Raw genomic sequence first — 16,192 nt, 5'->3', positions numbered from 1 at the left:
CTGCACCTTCAGCTTGCTGTCCTTGATGACGCGCTGGATCTTCTTGGCCTGGTCGGATTCCACGCCGCTGCGCACCCGCACGACCTGCCGCACCTTGTCGCCGCCGGCCCGGGTGACGTCGCCCTTGTCGAGGAAGCGCACGTCCACGTTGCGCTTGGCCATCTTGGTCAGCAGCACGTCCAGCACCTGCTGGAGCTGGAAGTCGGCGTCGCCGGTGAGGGTGATTTCCTTGTCCTTGATCTCCACCGCGGCCGACGTGCCCTTGAAATCGAAGCGGGTGCCGATCTCCTTGGCGGCGTTGTCCACGGCGTTGCGAACCTCCACCAGGTTGGGCTCGCAGACGATATCGAATGACGGCATGGCGCTCTCTCCAGACTCCCCGGGTTCCTGGGTGACAATTCTCCCATGATCGTGGAGTCCAACGCACCCCTGCAGGCGCTCAACACCTTCGGCATCGTGGCCAGGGCGCGCGCGCTGGTGCGGGTGCGCGGCGCGGACGACGTGCGTGCCGCCCGGGCGGACCCGGCCCTGGGCGGCGGGCCGGTCTTCGTGCTGGGCGGCGGCAGCAACATCGTGCTCACCGGCGACGTGAAGGCCACGGTGCTGAAGGTGGAGGTGGCGGGCCGTCGCGTGCTGGCGGATGGCCCGCGCGGCGCGCTGGTGGAGGCGGGTGCTGGTGAGAACTGGCACGACTTCGTGGCCTGGACCCTGGACGAGGGCCTGCCCGGCCTGGAGAACCTGGCGCTGATCCCCGGCACGGTGGGCGCGGCGCCGGTGCAGAACATCGGCGCCTACGGGGTGGAACTGCAGGACCGCTTCGATTCGCTGGACGCCATCGACCTGCAGACCGGGCGCGAATTCACGCTGGACGCGACGCAATGCGCCTTCGGCTACCGCGACTCGGTGTTCAAGCACGAGCCCGCGCGCGAGGGCGACTTCGGCCTCGCCGGTCGCGCGCTGATCCTGCGTGTGCGGCTGCGCCTGCCGCGGCCCTGGAAGCCCGAGCTGGGCTACCTGGATCTGCAGCGCAAGCAGGCCGAGGCGGGCGGCGCCGAGCCCGATGCGCGGCAGGTGTTCGACTGGGTGTGTGCCATCCGCCGCGGCAAGTTGCCTGATCCGCGCGTGCTGGGCAACGCCGGCAGCTTCTTCAAGAACCCCACCGTCACCCCCGAGCAGTGCCAGGATATCATCGCGCGCGACCCGGGCATCGTGCACTACCCCATGCCCGATGGCAGCGTCAAGCTGGCGGCGGGCTGGCTGATCGACGCCTGCGGCTGGAAGGGCAAGTCGGTCGGCCAGGCCGGGGTGTACGAGAAGCAGGCCCTGGTGCTGGTCAATCGCGGCGGCGCCACCGGCGGCGAGGTCGTGACGCTCGCGCGCGCCATCCAGACCAGCGTGTACGAGCGTTTCGGCATCCGGCTGGAGCCGGAGCCGGTGGTGGTGTAGGGCCATGCCAGCATGGACCGCGATTGAATGGGAACGCATGCAACCCGCCGAAGCGCGTTGTCAGGGAATCCGCTAACGGCGCCGCGGCCGGATCATCGTTGAATGCATGAGGCCGATGCGCACCGGCCACCACGCCCAGGGGGCACGACAGCCGCGCACCCACCCATCCTGACCGGAGCCGCCGAATGAGTCGTCGCAACCCCTTCCTGCCGGCGCTGGCCGCCGCTGCCTGCCTGCTGGCTGGCGCGGTGACCGCGCAGCCCGTCACCGTGACCTGGCCGCTCACCACCGGTACCGCCGCGACGAGCTCGCAGCCCTCGCTCGCCTCCGGCGCGCCCGCGGTGCTGAGCGGGGGCGCGCTGCCGACCGTGACCGTCTTCGACTACTGGAGCGGCCAGGCCCAGCGGCTCAACGCCGGCGGCTCCGGCTGGACCGCCGGGCCCGCGAGCCCCGGGCGCTACCTGCAGTTCGACGCCATGCCCGCCGCGGGCCAGCAGCTCGCGGTGACCAGTGTCTCCTTCAAGCACGGCGGCGCGAACGTCAACAACCAGATCCGCGCCGAGGTGCGCATCTCCACCGACAACTGGAGCACGTCCACCGTGCTGGCGCCCGCGATCGTGTATGCGCCGCAGGCCATGAACACCTTCAGCATGCCGGTGAACGCGCCGCCCGTTGCGGCCGGTGGCAAGTTCTCGCTGCGCATCCACCCGTACGCCATCATCAACAGCACCCCGATGGCGCCGACCTTCGCGGCCCACAGCCAGGTGGTGATCAACGGCAATGCGTCGGCCCAGGGTGGCGGGGGCAACGCCAGCGGTGGGGGCGGCGGCGCGCAGGTGCGGCTGCACATCACCAAGAACACGGGCTCCAGCCTGGTGCCGGGCAGCTACAGCTTCAACATCTCGTGCACGGGCGGCAGCGGCCCCTACACCGGCCCGAACCCGGTGGTGGTCACGCTGCCCGGGTCGCCGGTCATCACCGGCGTGCCTCAGGGCGCGATGTGCACGCTGAGTGAGGCGCCGGTTGCCGGCTGGAACCCGCCGATCTGGGCCAGCAGCCCGACGCCGAACACCTCCAACGGCTGGACGGCGCAGGTGGGGCCGCTGAACACCAACACGCAGCTCACCGTGTCCAACCAGCCGCCGGCTTCGAGTGGCGGGGGCAATGCGAGTGGCGGTGGAGGCGGCGGCGCCCAGGTGCGGCTGCACATCACCAAGAACACGGGCTCCAGCCTGGTGCCGGGCAACTACACCTTCGGCATCACCTGCAGCGGTGGCAGCGGCCCCTACACGGGCCCGAGTTCCATGGTCATCACCCTGCCAGGGCCGTCGGCGATGGTCGGCGTGCCGCAAGGTGCCATGTGCACGCTGAGCGAGACGCCGGTCGCGGGCTGGAGCCCGCCGATCTGGGGGAGCAGCCCCACGCCCAACACCTCCAGCGGCTGGACGGCCCAGGTGGGGCCGCTGAACACGAACACGCAGCTCACGGTGTCGAATCGGCCGCCGACCTCCGGCGGTGGCGGCAATGCGAGCGGCGGTGGGGGCGGGGGGGCCCAGGTGCGGTTGCACATCACCAAGAACACCGGCTCCAATCTGGTGCCGGGCAGCTACAGCTTCAACATCTCGTGCACGGGCGGCAGCGGCCCCTACACCGGCCCGAACCCGGTGGTGGTCACGCTGCCCGGGCCGTCGGTCATCACTGGTGTGCCGCAGGGCGCGATGTGCACCGTGAGCGAGACGCCGGTCGCCGGCTGGAGCCCGCCGATCTGGAGCACCAGCCCGACGCCCCACACCTCGAACGGGTGGACGGCGCAGGTGGGCCCGCTGAACACCAACACGCAGCTCACCGTGTCCAACCGGCCGTAGCGGGGCTCGGCGGAAAGGGACCCCCCTGAACCGGGGGGATCCCCTGTGGATGGGGGATGCGGCGCCGCATGGCGCGCCTACCATGGGCGCATCCCAGTCATCCGCGCCCATCCATGTCCCACTCCCGCCCGTCTCTTGGCCTGCTGCTCCTGGCCGCGGCCGCCTGCGTCTTCGTGCCGGCCGCCCAGGCCCAGACAGATCCCCCCGCGACGCAGCCCGCTGCCGCGGCGGCGCCTGCCGCGGATCCGGCCGCCGACCCCGATGCCTTCTTCAAGGGCAAGATGGGCGGCACCTTCGGCAAGGACATCATCGAGGTGCTGCCGGCCGGCAAGCGCATTGCGGTGCCGGCCTTCCGGGTGGCCTTCATCACCGACAACAGCGTGACGGCCCAGGTGCGCGGCGCCTACCTGCCCGGCGGCATCGATCGCAGCGGCGCGCGCTCGTCGCTGTTCGTGGCGTTGAAGGGCGTGGACGCCCGGACCCTGCAGGCAATCACCGACCAGGCCTACGCGGACCTGCTGGCGCAGATCAAGGCCTCGGGGCGCGAGGTGGTTCCCGTCGAGGAGATGAAGGAGTTCTTCGGTGCCATCCAGCCCACGCCGACGGAGTCCGCCAAGCCGTACAGCAAGGCACAGAACGGCCAGACGGCGGCGTTCTTCGCGCCCACGGGCATGCCGCTCCTGTTCCTGCATCTCGAGCAGGGCTGGGGGGATCGCGGCGTGTTCGACCTGAACAACTATCGGCGACTGGAGGAGTACTCGATGAAGTGGAACGCCGCGGTCATCGCGCCGATGGTGGTGGTGAACTTCGCGAAGATGTCCTCCAGCGGCAACCAGTCCGGCCTGATCGCGCGCAGCGCGGAGACCGGCGCCGAGCTCGGCATGTCGGTGGCCCACGTGCAGGCCTTCTACACCCGTGCCACGGAGTTCCGCAGCGGCATGCAGGTGGGGGGCGACCAGGGTGGATTCACGATGAACCGGCCGGTGGAAAGCCCGCTGCCTTTCGGCAAGATGGTGGAGACGGCGAGCGAGGACAACAGCGCCGTCAAGGGCGTGTTCGACGCCCTGGGCAAGGCGGCGGGTTTGCTCAACGCCGGCGGCGCCGCGCGCAGCAGCAAGAAGGCCGTGGCCGAGACAACGGACGCCGCCTACGCGGAGGCGGCAGGCGATGCGCTCAAGCGCATGAACAGCGTCTTCGGGGCGTGGTTGCGGAAGTATCCGGCGCAGTGAGGCCCCGGCGGGTCCGATGCATCGGCGCTGGCTGGGGCGGAGCTGGGGTTCCCTTCGGTCACCGCCAGCCTACGGGGGGCGGGCGCCGGGGTGCTGCGGAAACGCTGGGGTTCCCTTCGGTCACCGCCAGCCTCCGAAGATGGGCACGGTCTCTCGTAGGCTGGGGTGGAGCGTCAGCGCAACCCCAGCGTTTGACGAGATGCCCCGCCCTCACTGCTCCAGCTTCGGCAGCGGCGCGTCGCCGCCCAGAGTGAGCAGGCCGGCGCGCGAGTACACGCCCAGCTTCTCGCGCGTGTCGGTGATGTCCAGGTTGCGCATGGTCAGCTGGCCGATGCGGTCCTTCGGCGTGAACGGCGCGTTCTCCACCTTCTCCATCGACAGCCGCTCCGGCGCGTAGGTGAGGTTGGGCGACTCGGTGTTCAGCAGCGAGTAGTCGTTGCCGCGCCGCAGCTCCAGCGTCACCTCGCCGGTGACGGCGCGCGCCACCCAGCGCTGCGACGCCTCGCGCAGCATGATGGCCTGCGGGTCGAACCAGCGGCCCTGGTACAGCAGGCGGCCGAGCTTGCGGCCGTTCTCGCGGTACTGCTCGATGGTGTCCTCGTTGTGGATGCCGGTGACCAGGCGCTCGTAGGCGATGAACAGCAGCGCCAGGCCCGGGGCCTCGTAGATGCCGCGGCTCTTGGCCTCGATGATGCGGTTCTCGATCTGGTCGCTCATGCCCAGGCCGTGGCGGCCGCCGATGCGGTTGGCCTCCAGCATCAGCGCCACCGGGTCGTCGAACACCTGGCCGTTCAGCGCGACCGGCTGGCCCTCTTCGAAGCGCACGCGCACTTCCTCGGCCTTGACTTCCACCTCGGGCTTCCAGAAGGCCACGCCCATGATCGGGTTGACGATGCGGATGCCGGCGTTCAGGAACTCCAGGTCCTTGGCCTCGTGGGTGGCGCCCAGCATGTTGCTGTCGGTGGAATACGCCTTCTCGGCCGACATCTTGTAGCCGAAGCCGGCGGCCGTCATGAAGGCGGACATCTCGGCGCGGCCGCCCAGTTCGTCGATGAACTGCTGGTCCAGCCAGGGCTTGTAGATGCGCAGGCTGGGGTTGGTGAGCAGGCCGTAGCGGTAGAAGCGCTCGATGTCGTTGCCCTTGAAGGTGCTGCCGTCGCCCCAGATGTGGACGTCGTCCTCCTTCATCGCCGCTACCAGCATGGTGCCGGTCACCGCGCGGCCGAGCGGCGTGGTGTTGAAGTAGGTGAGGCCGCCGGTGGAGATGTGGAAGGCGCCGCACTGCAGGGCCGCGATGCCCTCATGCGCGAGCTGCTTGCGGCAGTCGATCAGCCGCGCCTGCTCGGCGCCGTACTCCATCGCCTTCTTCGGGATGGCGTCGTAGTCGGCTTCGTCGGGCTGGCCCAGGTTGGCCGTGTAGGCGTAGGGCACGGCGCCCTTCTTGCGCATCCAGTGCAGCGCGGCGCTGGTGTCCAGGCCGCCCGAGAAGGCGATGCCGACCTTCTGGCCGACGGGCAGGTGTTCGAGGATGGTGCTCATGGCTTCACCCGAAGTGACAGATGTAGTGATACGCCTCGGCGACCCGGATCTCGAAGCTGGAGTGGCCGGGCACGCTGAACTGCTGGCCCGCTTCGGACTTCACCCACTCGCTGCTGCCCGCGAGCTTGTACTCGCAGGCGCCGGCCACGCATTCCATGATCTCCGGCGCACCGGTGTTGAAGGTCAGCGTGGCGGGCAGGATGACGCCCACGGATTTCTTCGTGCCGTCGGGGAGCTGGATGCCGTGGCTCACGCACTTGCCGTCGAAGTACACGTTGGCGCGCGTGGTGACGGACACGCCGTCGATCTTTTCGGTGGTCATGGGGGCGGGGCTGGGGAAAACCCGCCATTTTAGGCGCGGGGAGGACGGAACCCCGTCATTCCCGCGCAGGCGGGAACCCAGCGGGTCCCCCGGGTGCTCAGTGCCGGTGAGGCCGGCCGCGCCAGCCGTCGCGGCGCGAATAGTCGAACTGCAGCGACACGCCCACCGGCGGATAGTAGGGCCGTGCCACGGGAACCACCGTCTGATAGACGGGGTAGGGCGCTGCGTAGGTGGTGCTGTAGACGAAGGTGGTCGGCGGTGCCATGACCGTCGGCGGCACCGCGGCGACCTGCACCGGGTCCATGGGCTGGGGCGCGTAGGCCTGCGGCGGCGGCGCATCACCCACCGCGCCGACCGGTGTGACCTGCAGGCGGATGGTGGGGCCCGGGTCGTAGGGCAGGCGGGTGCTGTACTCGCGGCCGGCGTATTCGTAGGTGACCTGCCAGGCCACGGTGCGGTTCTCGTAGTAGGTCTCAGTCGTGCACTGCGGGGCCTGCGCCTGGCGCTGGTTCTGCGCCCCGCCGCGGTTGCCGATGACCGCGCCCGCCCCCGGGCCGGCCCGGGGGGCGGCGCCACGACCGCTGCCGCTGCCGAACTGGCTGCCGATGGCGGCGCCGACCAGCGCGCCGATGACGCCGCCCGCGCCGCTGGTCTGCGGCTGTACCGCCGCGCCAGGGCTGCACACCTGGCGCGGCACCGCGACCTGCTGGATCACCGGTGCGGAGGAGATGACGCGACCCATGACTTCCTGGGCCGACACGCCGCTGGCGACGACGCCGAGCACGGCAAGAGCAAGGGGGCGAAAGGTGTTCATGCAGCCAGTTTAGGCAGCGCGCCGCGGCCCCGTGCAAGCGGCGGGTAAAGCTGCGGTAAACAAGGCGAGCGGGCGTGAAATCCGCACGGCCGTGGGGCGCGCGCCGGCGTGGGCGCGGGGGCAGCGCTCAGCGGCCGATCCGCGGCGCCCAGTCTTCCGGCGCGAAGCCCACGGTGACCTGCGCGTCGGCCCATTCCACCACCGGCCGCTTGATCACGCTGGGCTGCGCGAGCATCAGCGCGCGGGCACCGGCCTCATCCGCGGCGGCGGCCTGCGTGGCCGCGTCGAGCTTGCGCCAGGTGGTGCCCTGCCGATTCAGCAGTTTCTGCCAACCGGCGGCCTCCAGCCAGCGCGTCAGGTGCTCGGGCGGCACGCCCTGCTTCTTGAAGTCATGAAACACATGCTCGGCGCCCTGGGCCGCGAGCCAGGCGCGCGCCTTCTTCACCGTGTCGCAGTTGGGAATGCCGTAGACCGTGATGCCCATGCGGCGATGATAGCCGCGACCCGCGCGCCGACCCTGGGACAATGCCGCCCATGAAAACGCTAGGCGACTGGCTCGCGCACTGCGAGCGGCTGCACCACAAGGGCATCGACATGGGGCTGGACCGCGTGCGCGCGGTGCTGGACCGCATGCAGGTGCGGCTGGAATGCCCGGTGATCACCGTGGCGGGCACCAACGGCAAGGGCTCCACCTGCGCCATGCTGGAGGCGATCGCGCTGCAGGCGGGCTGGCGCACCGGCGTCTACACCTCGCCGCACCTCGTGCACTTCGAGGAGCGCTGTCGCATCGCCGGCGAGATCGTCAGCGCCGATGCGCTGGTGCCGCACTTCGAGCGCGTGGAGGCTGCGCGCCAGGGCGAGACGCTGACCTACTTCGAGTTCAGCACGCTCGCCATCCTGAGCCTGATGGCTGCCAGCGAGCTGGACGTCGCCATCCTGGAAGTGGGCCTGGGCGGCCGGCTGGACGCGGTGAATGCCATCGACACCGACTGCGCCGTCATCACCAGCATCGACCTCGACCACACCGAATGGCTGGGGCCGGACCGCGAGAGCATCGGCCGCGAGAAGGCCGGCGTCATGCGCCCGGGCAAGCCGGCCATCGTGAGCGACCCCGTGCCGCCGGCCAGCGTGATCGCCCATGCGGAGGCGATCGGTGCGGATCTGTGGCTGCCGGGCCGCGACTTCAACCATACCGGCGACCGCCAGCAGTGGGCCTGGGCCGGGCGCGGCCGCCGCTACGCGGGGCTGGCGTATCCGGCGCTGCGCGGGGCGAACCAGCTCATCAACGCATCGGGCGTGCTGGCCGCCTTCGAGGCGCTGCGTGCACGACTGCCGGTGACGGCGCAGGCGATCCGCAACGGCCTGGCGATGGTGGAGTTGCCCGGCCGCTTCCAGATCGTGCCGGGCCAGCCCACGCTGGTGCTGGACGTGGCGCACAACCCGCACGCGGTGGCGACGCTGGCGGTGAACCTGGACGCGATGGGCTTCTACCCTTGCACGCACGCCGTGTTCGGCGCGATGAGCGACAAGGACATTCCCGCCATGCTGGCCCGGATGGCGCCCCTGGTGGACCGCTGGCATTTCTGCGATCTGCCCACGCCACGTGCCGCCCATGCGCGGGACGTGCATGCGATGTGGCAGGCCCTGCCGCCACGAGCAGACACGCGCGGCACCTGCCACGCGGGCCCGCTGGAGGCGCTGCGTGCCGCCACGGCCGAAGCGGACCCCACTGATAGAATCCTGGTCTTCGGATCGTTCTTCACGGTGGGCGGCGTGCTTCAGGAGGGCCTGCCCCGCCTGCAGGCCAAGCACCTCGGCTGAGACGCCGCCTCTTCCATGGCCCTGTTCAAGTTCCGCAACAAGGGTGCCGCAGACGCGGCGCCCGCGCCACCGGTGGCCGAGAGCATCGAAGCCATGCGCCGCCGCGCGCGGCACCGCCTGATCGGCGCCGTGGTGCTGGTGCTCATCGGCGTGATCGGATTCCCCCTGCTGTTCGATACGCAGCCGCGTCCGGTGGCGGTGGACATCCCCATCGAGATCCCGGATCGCAACAAGGCCAAGCCGCTGCCCGTGCCCGAGGTGGCGCCGGTGACGGAGAAGGCTGCCGAGAAGCCCGCACCCGCGCCGCAGGCGCCTGCCGTGGCCGCGGCGCCGCCCGCGGCCCCCGCTGCCTCGGCGCGTCCGGCGGCCAAGGCGCCCGCCGAGGCCGATGCCAGGCCCGCGGCCGCGCCGCAGGCCAAGGTGGAGCCCAAGCCCGAACCCAGGCCGGCCGCGCCCAAGCCCGAAGCCAAACCCCCTGAACCCAAGCCCGCCGAAGCCAGGGCCGCGCCCGCCGACGACGGCGCCCGCGCGCGCGCCCTGCTGGAGGGCCGCGAGCCCGAGGCGGACGCGCCGGGCGCGCGCTTCGTGGTGCAGGTGGGCGCGTACGGCGATGCCGACAAGGCGCGCGAGGCGCGGCAGAAACTGGAACGCGCGGGTCTGAAGACCTACGTGCATGTGGCGGACACCAAGGACGGCAAGCGCACCCGGGTGCGGGTGGGCCCGTTCGCCACGCGCGCCGAGGCCGACCGCGCTGCCGAGAAGATCAAGGGGCTGGATCTGCCGGCCGCCATCCTGACGTTGTAGGCTTGGCCACGCTCGACTGGCTGGCGCTGGCAATGCTGGGCGCGTCGATGCTGCTGGGGCTGTGGCGCGGCCTGGTGTACGAGGTGCTGTCCGTGCTGAACTGGATCGCGGCCTTCGTGCTGGGGCAGTGGCTGGCGCCGGACGTCGCCGCCTGGCTGCCGATGGGTGAGTCGCCCACGCAGCTGCGCTACGCGGCCGGCTTCGTGGTGGTGTTCGTGGCGGCGCTGTTCCTGGGCGGCTTCATCGCCTGGATCGCCAAGAAGCTGGTCGAGGCGGTGGGCCTGCGACCGGTGGACAGGGCGCTGGGCGGGCTGTTCGGCCTGGCGCGCGGCATCGTGCTGATGCTGGCGCTGGCGGTGGTGGTGCAGCTGACGGCGTGGAAGAACGCGCCGTGGTGGAAGGAATCAATGGCGGCCGGCGTGGCGACGACGGCCTTGCGGGGCATGAAGCCGGCGGTGCCCGAACCCTTCGGGGTCTACCTGCCGGATTGAAGGAAGAGCGACATGTGCGGAATCGTCGGGGTGGTGAGCCAGGGCCCCGTGAACCAGTTGATCTACGACGCGTTGCTGCTGCTGCAGCATCGCGGCCAGGATGCCGCGGGCATCGTCACCCAGCAGGGCCGCAAGGTCTACATGCACAAGGCCAAGGGCATGGTGCGCGACGTGTTCCGCACCCGCAACATGCGCGCGCTGCCGGGCAACGTGGGCCTGGGCCAGGTGCGCTACCCGACCGCGGGCAATGCCTACAGCGAGGAGGAGGCGCAGCCCTTCTACGTGAACGCGCCCTTCGGCATCACGCTCGCGCACAACGGCAACCTCACCAACGCGCAGGCGCTGAAGTCGGAGCTGTTCTCCACCGACCACCGGCACATCAACACCGAGAGCGACACCGAGGTGCTGGTGAACGTGTTCGCGCACGAGCTGGAGCGCACCACGCGCGGCCTGCCGCTCAAGCCCGAGGACGTGTTCGCGGCGGTCGCCAACGTGCACCGGCGGGTGCGCGGCTCCTACGCGGTGGTGGCGCTGATCGCCGGCCACGGCCTGGTCGCCTTCCGCGATCCGTACGGCATCCGCCCGCTGGCGGTCGGCCGCAGCGCCGACGGCACGGTGATGATCGCCAGCGAGTCCGTCACGCTGGAAGGCACGGGCCACAAGTTCGAGCGCAACGTGGCGCCCGGCGAGGCGCTGTTCATCGACATGCAGGGCCAGCTGCACGCCAGCCAGTGCGCGGAGAACCCGAAGCTCAATCCCTGCATCTTCGAGTTTGTCTACCTGGCCCGGCCCGATTCGGTGCTGGACGGCATCTCGGTCTACCAGGCGCGGCTGAACCTGGGCGAGACGCTCGCCAAGCGCGTCATCTCCACCGTGCCGCCGAACCAGATCGACGTGGTGATCCCGATTCCGGAATCGAGCCGGCCCAGCGCCATGCAGCTCGCGCAGCTGCTGGGCATCCCCTACCGCGAGGGCTTCGTCAAGAACCGCTACGTGGGCCGCACCTTCATCATGCCCGGCCAGGCGGTGCGCAAGAAGAGCGTGCGCCAGAAGCTGAACGTGATCGAGAGCGAATTCAAGGGCCGCAACGTGCTGCTGGTGGATGACTCCATCGTGCGCGGCACCACCAGCCGCGAGATCGTGCAGATGGCCCGCGAGGCCGGCGCGCGCAAGGTCTACATGGCCAGCGCCGCGCCGCCGGTGCGCTACCCCAACGTGTATGGCATCGACATGCCCACGCCGCAGGAACTGGTGGCCCATGGCCGCACGGTGGACGAGGTGCGGGAGCTGATCGGCGCCGACGCGCTGATCTACCAGGACGTGGACGGCATGAAGCGCGCCATCGGCTCGCTCAACCCGGCCATCACCGGCTTCGATGCCTCGTGCTTCGACGGCGTGTACGTCACCGGTGACGTGAGCGCCGAAGACATCGCGCGCCTGAACCAGGACCGCGTGGGCCAGGAGGAGCCGGCCGACGCCGACACCTCGCGCCTGGCCATCCCGAATGCGCAGGAGGGCTGAGGTGACGCAGAAGAAACCCCTGCCCGAGGGCCTGCACCGCGACACGCTGGCGGTGCGCACCGCGCTGCCCGCCAGCCAGTGGGGCGAGAACTCCGAAGCGCTCTACCTCACCAGCGGCTTCACCCAGCCGGACGCCGAGACCATGGCGCACCGGTTCGCGAACCCGCAGGAGGGCTACACCTACGGCCGTACCTCCAACCCCACCGTCACCAGCTTCGAGCAGCGGCTGGCCGTGATGGAAGGCACGGAGGCGGCCATCGGTACCTCCACCGGCATGGCGGCCATCCTGCTGCTGGGCATGGGCGCGCTGAAGGCAGGCGACCACGTGGTGTGCTCGCAGTCGGTGTTCGGCTCCACGCTCAACCTGTTCGCCAAGGAGTTCGGCAAGTTCGGCGTCGCCTCCACCTTCGTCGCGCAGACCGACCTGGCGCAGTGGCGCGAGGCGCTGCGCCCGAACACGCGCCTGCTGTTCGCCGAGACCCCCACCAACCCGCTCACCGAGGTGTGCGACATCCGCGCGCTGGCCGATCTGGCGCATGGCGCCGGGGCGCTGCTGGCAGTGGACAACTGCTTCTGCTCGCCCGCGCTGCAGCGACCGGTGGAACTGGGCGCGGACTTCATCATCCATTCCGGCACCAAGTACCTGGACGGACAGGGCCGCGTGATGGCGGGGGCGATCTGCACCAGTGACAAGTGGGTGAACGAGGTGTTCGCGCCCATCGTGCGGACGGCCGGCATGACACTCGCGCCCTTCAATGCCTGGGTGGTGCTCAAGGGCCTGGAGACGCTGGGTATCCGCATGCAGGCGCAGTGCGCCAACGCACTGGCCATCGCGAAGTTCCTGCAGGCGCACCAGGCCGTGACGCGCGTGTACTACCCGGGGCTGGCCTCGCATCCGCAACACGAACTGGCGATGCGCCAGCAGTCGGGGCTGGGAGGCGCGGTGCTGTCGTTCGATGTGCGCGGCGACGGTCCTGAGTCACTGCGTCGCAACGCCTTCCGCGTGATCGACAGCGCCGAGGTGATGAGCATCGCCACCAACCTGGGCGACACCAAGACCATCATCACCCACCCGGCCACCACCTCGCACGGGCGCCTGACCGAGGCGCAGCGCCAGGCCGCCGGCATCGGCCAGGGGCTGATCCGCCTGGCCGTGGGGCTGGAGCATGTGAACGACATCCAGGCCGACCTGCAGCGCGGGCTGGGCCAGATCTGAACCGAGCAAGTCCTTGAAAGTCCGCACCCGTTTCGCGCCGTCGCCGACCGGCTTCATCCACCTCGGCAACATCCGCTCGGCCCTGTACCCGTGGGCCTTCGCCCGCTCGCAGGGCGGCACGTTCATCCTGCGCATCGAGGACACCGACCTCGAGCGCTCCTCGCAGGCCGCGGTGGATGTCATCCTGGAGGGCATGCGCTGGCTGGGCCTGGACCCGGACGAAGGCCCGTTCTACCAGATGCAGCGCATGGACCGCTACCGCGAGGTGCTGGCGCAGATGCGCGCGAAGGACCTGGTCTACCCCTGCTACATGAGCGTGGCCGAACTCGACGCCCTGCGTGAGCGGCAGATGGCCGCCAAGGAGAAGCCGCGCTACGACGGCACCTGGCGGCCCGAGCCGGGCAAGACGCTGCCGCCCGTGCCCGAGGGCGTGCAGCCGGTGCTGCGCTTCCGCAACCCGACCGGGGGCGTGGTGGCCTGGGACGACAAGGTCAAGGGCCGCATCGAGATCCGCAACGACGAACTCGACGACCTGGTGATCGCGCGCCCCGACGGCACGCCCACCTACAACTTCTGCGTGGTGGTGGACGACATCGACATGGTCATCACGCACGTGATCCGCGGTGACGACCACGTGAACAACACGCCGCGGCAGATCAACATCTTCCGCGCGCTCGGCGTGGAGCCGCCGGTGTACGCGCACCTGCCCACCGTGCTGAACGAGCAGGGCGAGAAGATGAGCAAGCGCAACGGCGCCAAGCCCGTCACGCAGTACCGCGACGAGGGCTACCTGCCCGATGCGATGGTGAACTACCTGGCCCGCCTGGGCTGGAGCCACGGCGACGACGAGATCTTCTCGCGCGAGCAGTTCCTGGCCTGGTTCGACCTGGACCACCTGGGCCGCAGCGCCGCGCAGTTCGACGAAGCCAAGCTGCGCTGGGTGAACGCCCAGCACCTGAAGGCCATGGCCGACGAGGCGCTGGCCCCGCTGGTGGCGGCGCACCTCGCGGCACGCAACGTGCAAGCCGATGATCGCCTGCCGGCCCTGTGCGGCCTGTTCAAGGACCGCTGCGACACCACCGTGGCTCTGGCCGACTGGGCCGTGCGCTTCTACGCGCCGGTGCAGCCCGACGAAGCCGAGCGCGACAAGCACGTGACCGAGGCCGTGAAGCCCGCCATCGCCACGCTCGCGCGCCTGCTGGCCGACTGCGCGTGGACGAAGGAGGGCATTGCCGCCGCCATCAAGCAGACGCTGGCCGAATCGGGCCTGAAGATGCCGCAACTCGCGATGCCGGTGCGCGTGCTGGTGATGGGCACGGCGCAGACGCCGTCGCTGGATGCGGTGCTCGCGCTGTGCACGCGCGAGGTCGTTCAACAGCGGCTCGGACACGCCTGAAATTCTGTATATAATGCGAGGCTCGACACCAGACGGGGGTATAGCTCAGCTGGGAGAGCGCTTGCATGGCATGCAAGAGGTCAGCGGTTCGATCCCGCTTACCTCCACCATCAAAGTGTCGAGACGGAAAGTCCAAGGTTTTGACCCTATCGTCTAGAGGCCTAGGACATCACCCTTTCACGGTGAGTACCGGGGTTCGAATCCCCGTAGGGTCGCCAAGTTCGTGGCACTTGACTGCGCAAGCAGTGAAAGCCGCACCGACGCGGAGTGGTAGTTCAGTCGGTTAGAATACCGGCCTGTCACGCCGGGGGTCGCGGGTTCGAGTCCCGTCCACTCCGCCAAGAAATGCCAGGTGCGACAAGCACTTCGGAGAAAGAGCCCGACTCACCGAGTCGGGCTTTTTTGCTTCTGCACGCCCCTGTAGCGGCCGCACGCATGCCGGCGCCGGCGCAGCGTACAGTGCGCCTTCTTCCTGGTCATCGCGGGGGCTGCCGTGCATCGCTGGATGAAGTCTTGGGCGCAGTTGCCGCGCCGTTTCGTGGCCGCGGCGCTCGTGCTGTTCGTTCTCGCCGGTTGCGCCACGCCGGTCGCAGAGACTGCCTGGCGCGCCGCACTGCAGCCCGCCATTCCCGCGGCCATCCAGGCCTACGTGGACAAGCGCCAGCTGCCCGGCGCGGTGCTCTGGGTCGAGCGCGAGGGCCGCTCCTACGCCGTGGCTGTGGGTCGGCACACCTACGATGCCGATGCCGTGCCCATGCGCGTGGACACCGTGTTCGACGCCGCTTCGCTCACCAAGGCGGCCGTCACCACGCCTGCCATCCTGCAGCTGGCCGAGGCCGGGCGGCTGGTGCTGGACGATCCGCTGGCGCGTCACGTGCCGGAGTGCGCGGGCGATGGCCGCGAGGCCATCACCTTGCGCCACCTGCTCACGCACACATCAGGTCTCGCGCCGGGCATTCCCGCCCTGCCGACGTGGCGGGGCGTGCCGTCGGCGCTGTCCCTCGCCTGCCGTGAAGTCCCCACGCATCCGCCCGGCACGCTGTTCCGCTACTCCGACATCAACTTCATCCTGCTGGGCCTCATCGTCGAGCGCGTGAGCGGCCTGCCGCTGGACCAGTACGCCGCCACGCGCATCTTCGCGCCACTGGGCATGAAGGACAGCATGTACCTGCCCCTGCGGCATTTCAACGTGGCGCGCATCGCGCCCACGCAGCGCACGCAGTCGCCGCACACGGGCCTGCACGGGGACCTCGCCCCGGGTCAGCCGCTGCGCGGCGTCGTCCACGATCCCACGGCGCGCTTCATGGGGGGCGTGGCGGGGCATGCCGGCCTGTTCACCACGGCCGGCGACCTGGCCCGCTACGCACGCATGCTGCTGACCGGCGGCGCGCTCGACGGGCAGCGGGTGCTGAGCGAGGCGTCCGTGCGCCTGATGCACACCGTGCAGACCCCGGCCGAAACCGGGGCCCGCCGCGGCATCGGCTGGGACATCGATTCACCCTATGCGGTCCGGCCGCGCGGCCTGGTGTTTCCGGTCGGCAGCTTCGGCCACACCGGCTTCACCGGCTGCATTCTCTGGATCGACCCCGGGTCGCGCAGCTTCTACGTCTTCCTCTCCAATCGCGTGTACCCCGACGACAAGGGCGCGATCCTGCCGCTCTACACCGAGGTGAGCACGCTCTCTGCGCGGGTCGCGGGGCTGGGGGCGCCTTAGGCGCCGCGCGCAGC

General features: G+C 70.1%; 15 protein-coding genes and 3 tRNA genes. 13 read left to right on the top strand and 5 right to left on the bottom strand.

Annotated features, from left to right (window positions below; translation table 11 throughout):
- A partial coding sequence (locus ACE3T5_RS11160) for a YajQ family cyclic di-GMP-binding protein (protein WP_374667545.1) occupies nt 1-360 on the bottom strand: 360 nt, incomplete at its 3' end.
- A 45-nt stretch (nt 361-405) separates the two neighbouring features.
- On the opposite strand from ACE3T5_RS11160, the gene murB reads away from it, so the two are divergent.
- The 3 genes from murB (at nt 406) to ACE3T5_RS11145 (ending at nt 4,540) form a co-directional block, all read left to right on the top strand.
- The gene (gene murB, locus ACE3T5_RS11155; RefSeq protein ID WP_374667543.1) at nt 406-1,446 is read left to right on the top strand and encodes a UDP-N-acetylmuramate dehydrogenase; all 1,041 of its coding nucleotides are present in this window, start codon (nt 406-408) and stop codon (nt 1,444-1,446) included.
- Nucleotides 1,447-1,631: 185 nt separating this feature from the next.
- The gene (locus tag ACE3T5_RS11150; protein WP_374667541.1) at nt 1,632-3,311 is read left to right on the top strand and encodes a DUF5979 domain-containing protein; all 1,680 of its coding nucleotides are present in this window, start codon (nt 1,632-1,634) and stop codon (nt 3,309-3,311) included.
- Between the two features lie 113 nt (nt 3,312-3,424).
- Nucleotides 3,425-4,540 (top strand): hypothetical protein, encoded by a 1,116-nt coding sequence (locus ACE3T5_RS11145; protein ID WP_374667539.1) that lies wholly within the window; start codon nt 3,425-3,427, stop codon nt 4,538-4,540.
- A gap of 210 nt (nt 4,541-4,750) precedes the next feature.
- Here ACE3T5_RS11145 and argG read toward each other — a convergent pair whose 3' ends face one another.
- The 4 genes from argG to ACE3T5_RS11125 form a co-directional block, all read right to left on the bottom strand.
- A complete protein-coding gene (argG, locus tag ACE3T5_RS11140) occupies nt 4,751-6,079 on the bottom strand; it encodes an argininosuccinate synthase (protein ID WP_374667537.1) in 1,329 nt (442 codons plus the stop codon).
- A gap of 4 nt (nt 6,080-6,083) precedes the next feature.
- Entirely contained in the window at nt 6,084-6,401 is a 318-nt protein-coding gene (locus tag ACE3T5_RS11135) for a pyrimidine/purine nucleoside phosphorylase (protein WP_374667535.1), read from the bottom strand.
- Between the two features lie 97 nt (nt 6,402-6,498).
- The gene (locus ACE3T5_RS11130) at nt 6,499-7,215 is read right to left on the bottom strand and encodes a glycine zipper 2TM domain-containing protein (RefSeq protein WP_374667533.1); all 717 of its coding nucleotides are present in this window, start codon (nt 7,213-7,215) and stop codon (nt 6,499-6,501) included.
- 127 nt (nt 7,216-7,342) lie between these two features.
- Complete coding sequence (locus ACE3T5_RS11125) at nt 7,343-7,699, bottom strand: ArsC family reductase (RefSeq protein ID WP_374667531.1); 357 nt, start codon at nt 7,697-7,699, stop codon at nt 7,343-7,345.
- Between the two features lie 41 nt (nt 7,700-7,740).
- On the opposite strand from ACE3T5_RS11125, the gene folC reads away from it, so the two are divergent.
- The 10 genes from folC to ACE3T5_RS11075 all read left to right on the top strand — a co-directional run bounded on the left by folC (nt 7,741) and on the right by ACE3T5_RS11075 (nt 16,178).
- Nucleotides 7,741-9,036 carry a bifunctional tetrahydrofolate synthase/dihydrofolate synthase gene (gene folC, locus ACE3T5_RS11120; protein ID WP_374667529.1) on the top strand — a complete coding sequence of 432 codons (1,296 nt, stop codon included), beginning with the start codon at nt 7,741-7,743 and terminating at the stop codon, nt 9,034-9,036.
- A 15-nt stretch (nt 9,037-9,051) separates the two neighbouring features.
- The gene (locus tag ACE3T5_RS11115; protein ID WP_374667527.1) at nt 9,052-9,840 is read left to right on the top strand and encodes an SPOR domain-containing protein; all 789 of its coding nucleotides are present in this window, start codon (nt 9,052-9,054) and stop codon (nt 9,838-9,840) included.
- 2 nt (nt 9,841-9,842) lie between these two features.
- A complete protein-coding gene (locus ACE3T5_RS11110; protein WP_374667525.1) occupies nt 9,843-10,331 on the top strand; it encodes a CvpA family protein in 489 nt (162 codons plus the stop codon).
- Nucleotides 10,332-10,343: 12 nt separating this feature from the next.
- Nucleotides 10,344-11,852 carry an amidophosphoribosyltransferase gene (gene purF / locus ACE3T5_RS11105; RefSeq protein ID WP_374667523.1) on the top strand — a complete coding sequence of 503 codons (1,509 nt, stop codon included), beginning with the start codon at nt 10,344-10,346 and terminating at the stop codon, nt 11,850-11,852.
- The gene (locus ACE3T5_RS11100; RefSeq protein ID WP_374667521.1) at nt 11,836-13,068 is read left to right on the top strand and encodes an O-succinylhomoserine sulfhydrylase; all 1,233 of its coding nucleotides are present in this window, start codon (nt 11,836-11,838) and stop codon (nt 13,066-13,068) included. The genes purF and ACE3T5_RS11100 overlap by 17 nt, the downstream gene beginning before the upstream one ends.
- A gap of 13 nt (nt 13,069-13,081) precedes the next feature.
- Nucleotides 13,082-14,464: a glutamate--tRNA ligase gene (gene gltX / locus ACE3T5_RS11095; RefSeq protein WP_374667518.1), complete on the top strand. Its 1,383-nt coding sequence runs from the start codon at nt 13,082-13,084 to the stop codon at nt 14,462-14,464.
- 34 nt (nt 14,465-14,498) lie between these two features.
- Nucleotides 14,499-14,574 (top strand) — tRNA-Ala (locus ACE3T5_RS11090).
- Nucleotides 14,575-14,606: 32 nt separating this feature from the next.
- A tRNA-Glu gene (locus tag ACE3T5_RS11085) sits at nt 14,607-14,682 on the top strand.
- 46 nt (nt 14,683-14,728) lie between these two features.
- A tRNA-Asp gene (locus tag ACE3T5_RS11080) sits at nt 14,729-14,805 on the top strand.
- A gap of 164 nt (nt 14,806-14,969) precedes the next feature.
- A complete protein-coding gene (locus ACE3T5_RS11075) occupies nt 14,970-16,178 on the top strand; it encodes a serine hydrolase domain-containing protein (RefSeq protein WP_374667516.1) in 1,209 nt (402 codons plus the stop codon).
- Nucleotides 16,179-16,192 lie beyond the last annotated feature (14 nt).

Source organism: Ramlibacter sp., assembly GCF_041916345.1.
Taxonomy (GTDB): Bacteria; Pseudomonadota; Gammaproteobacteria; order Burkholderiales; family Burkholderiaceae_C; genus Ramlibacter.
This window is presented reverse-complemented; position numbering and strand designations above follow the sequence as displayed.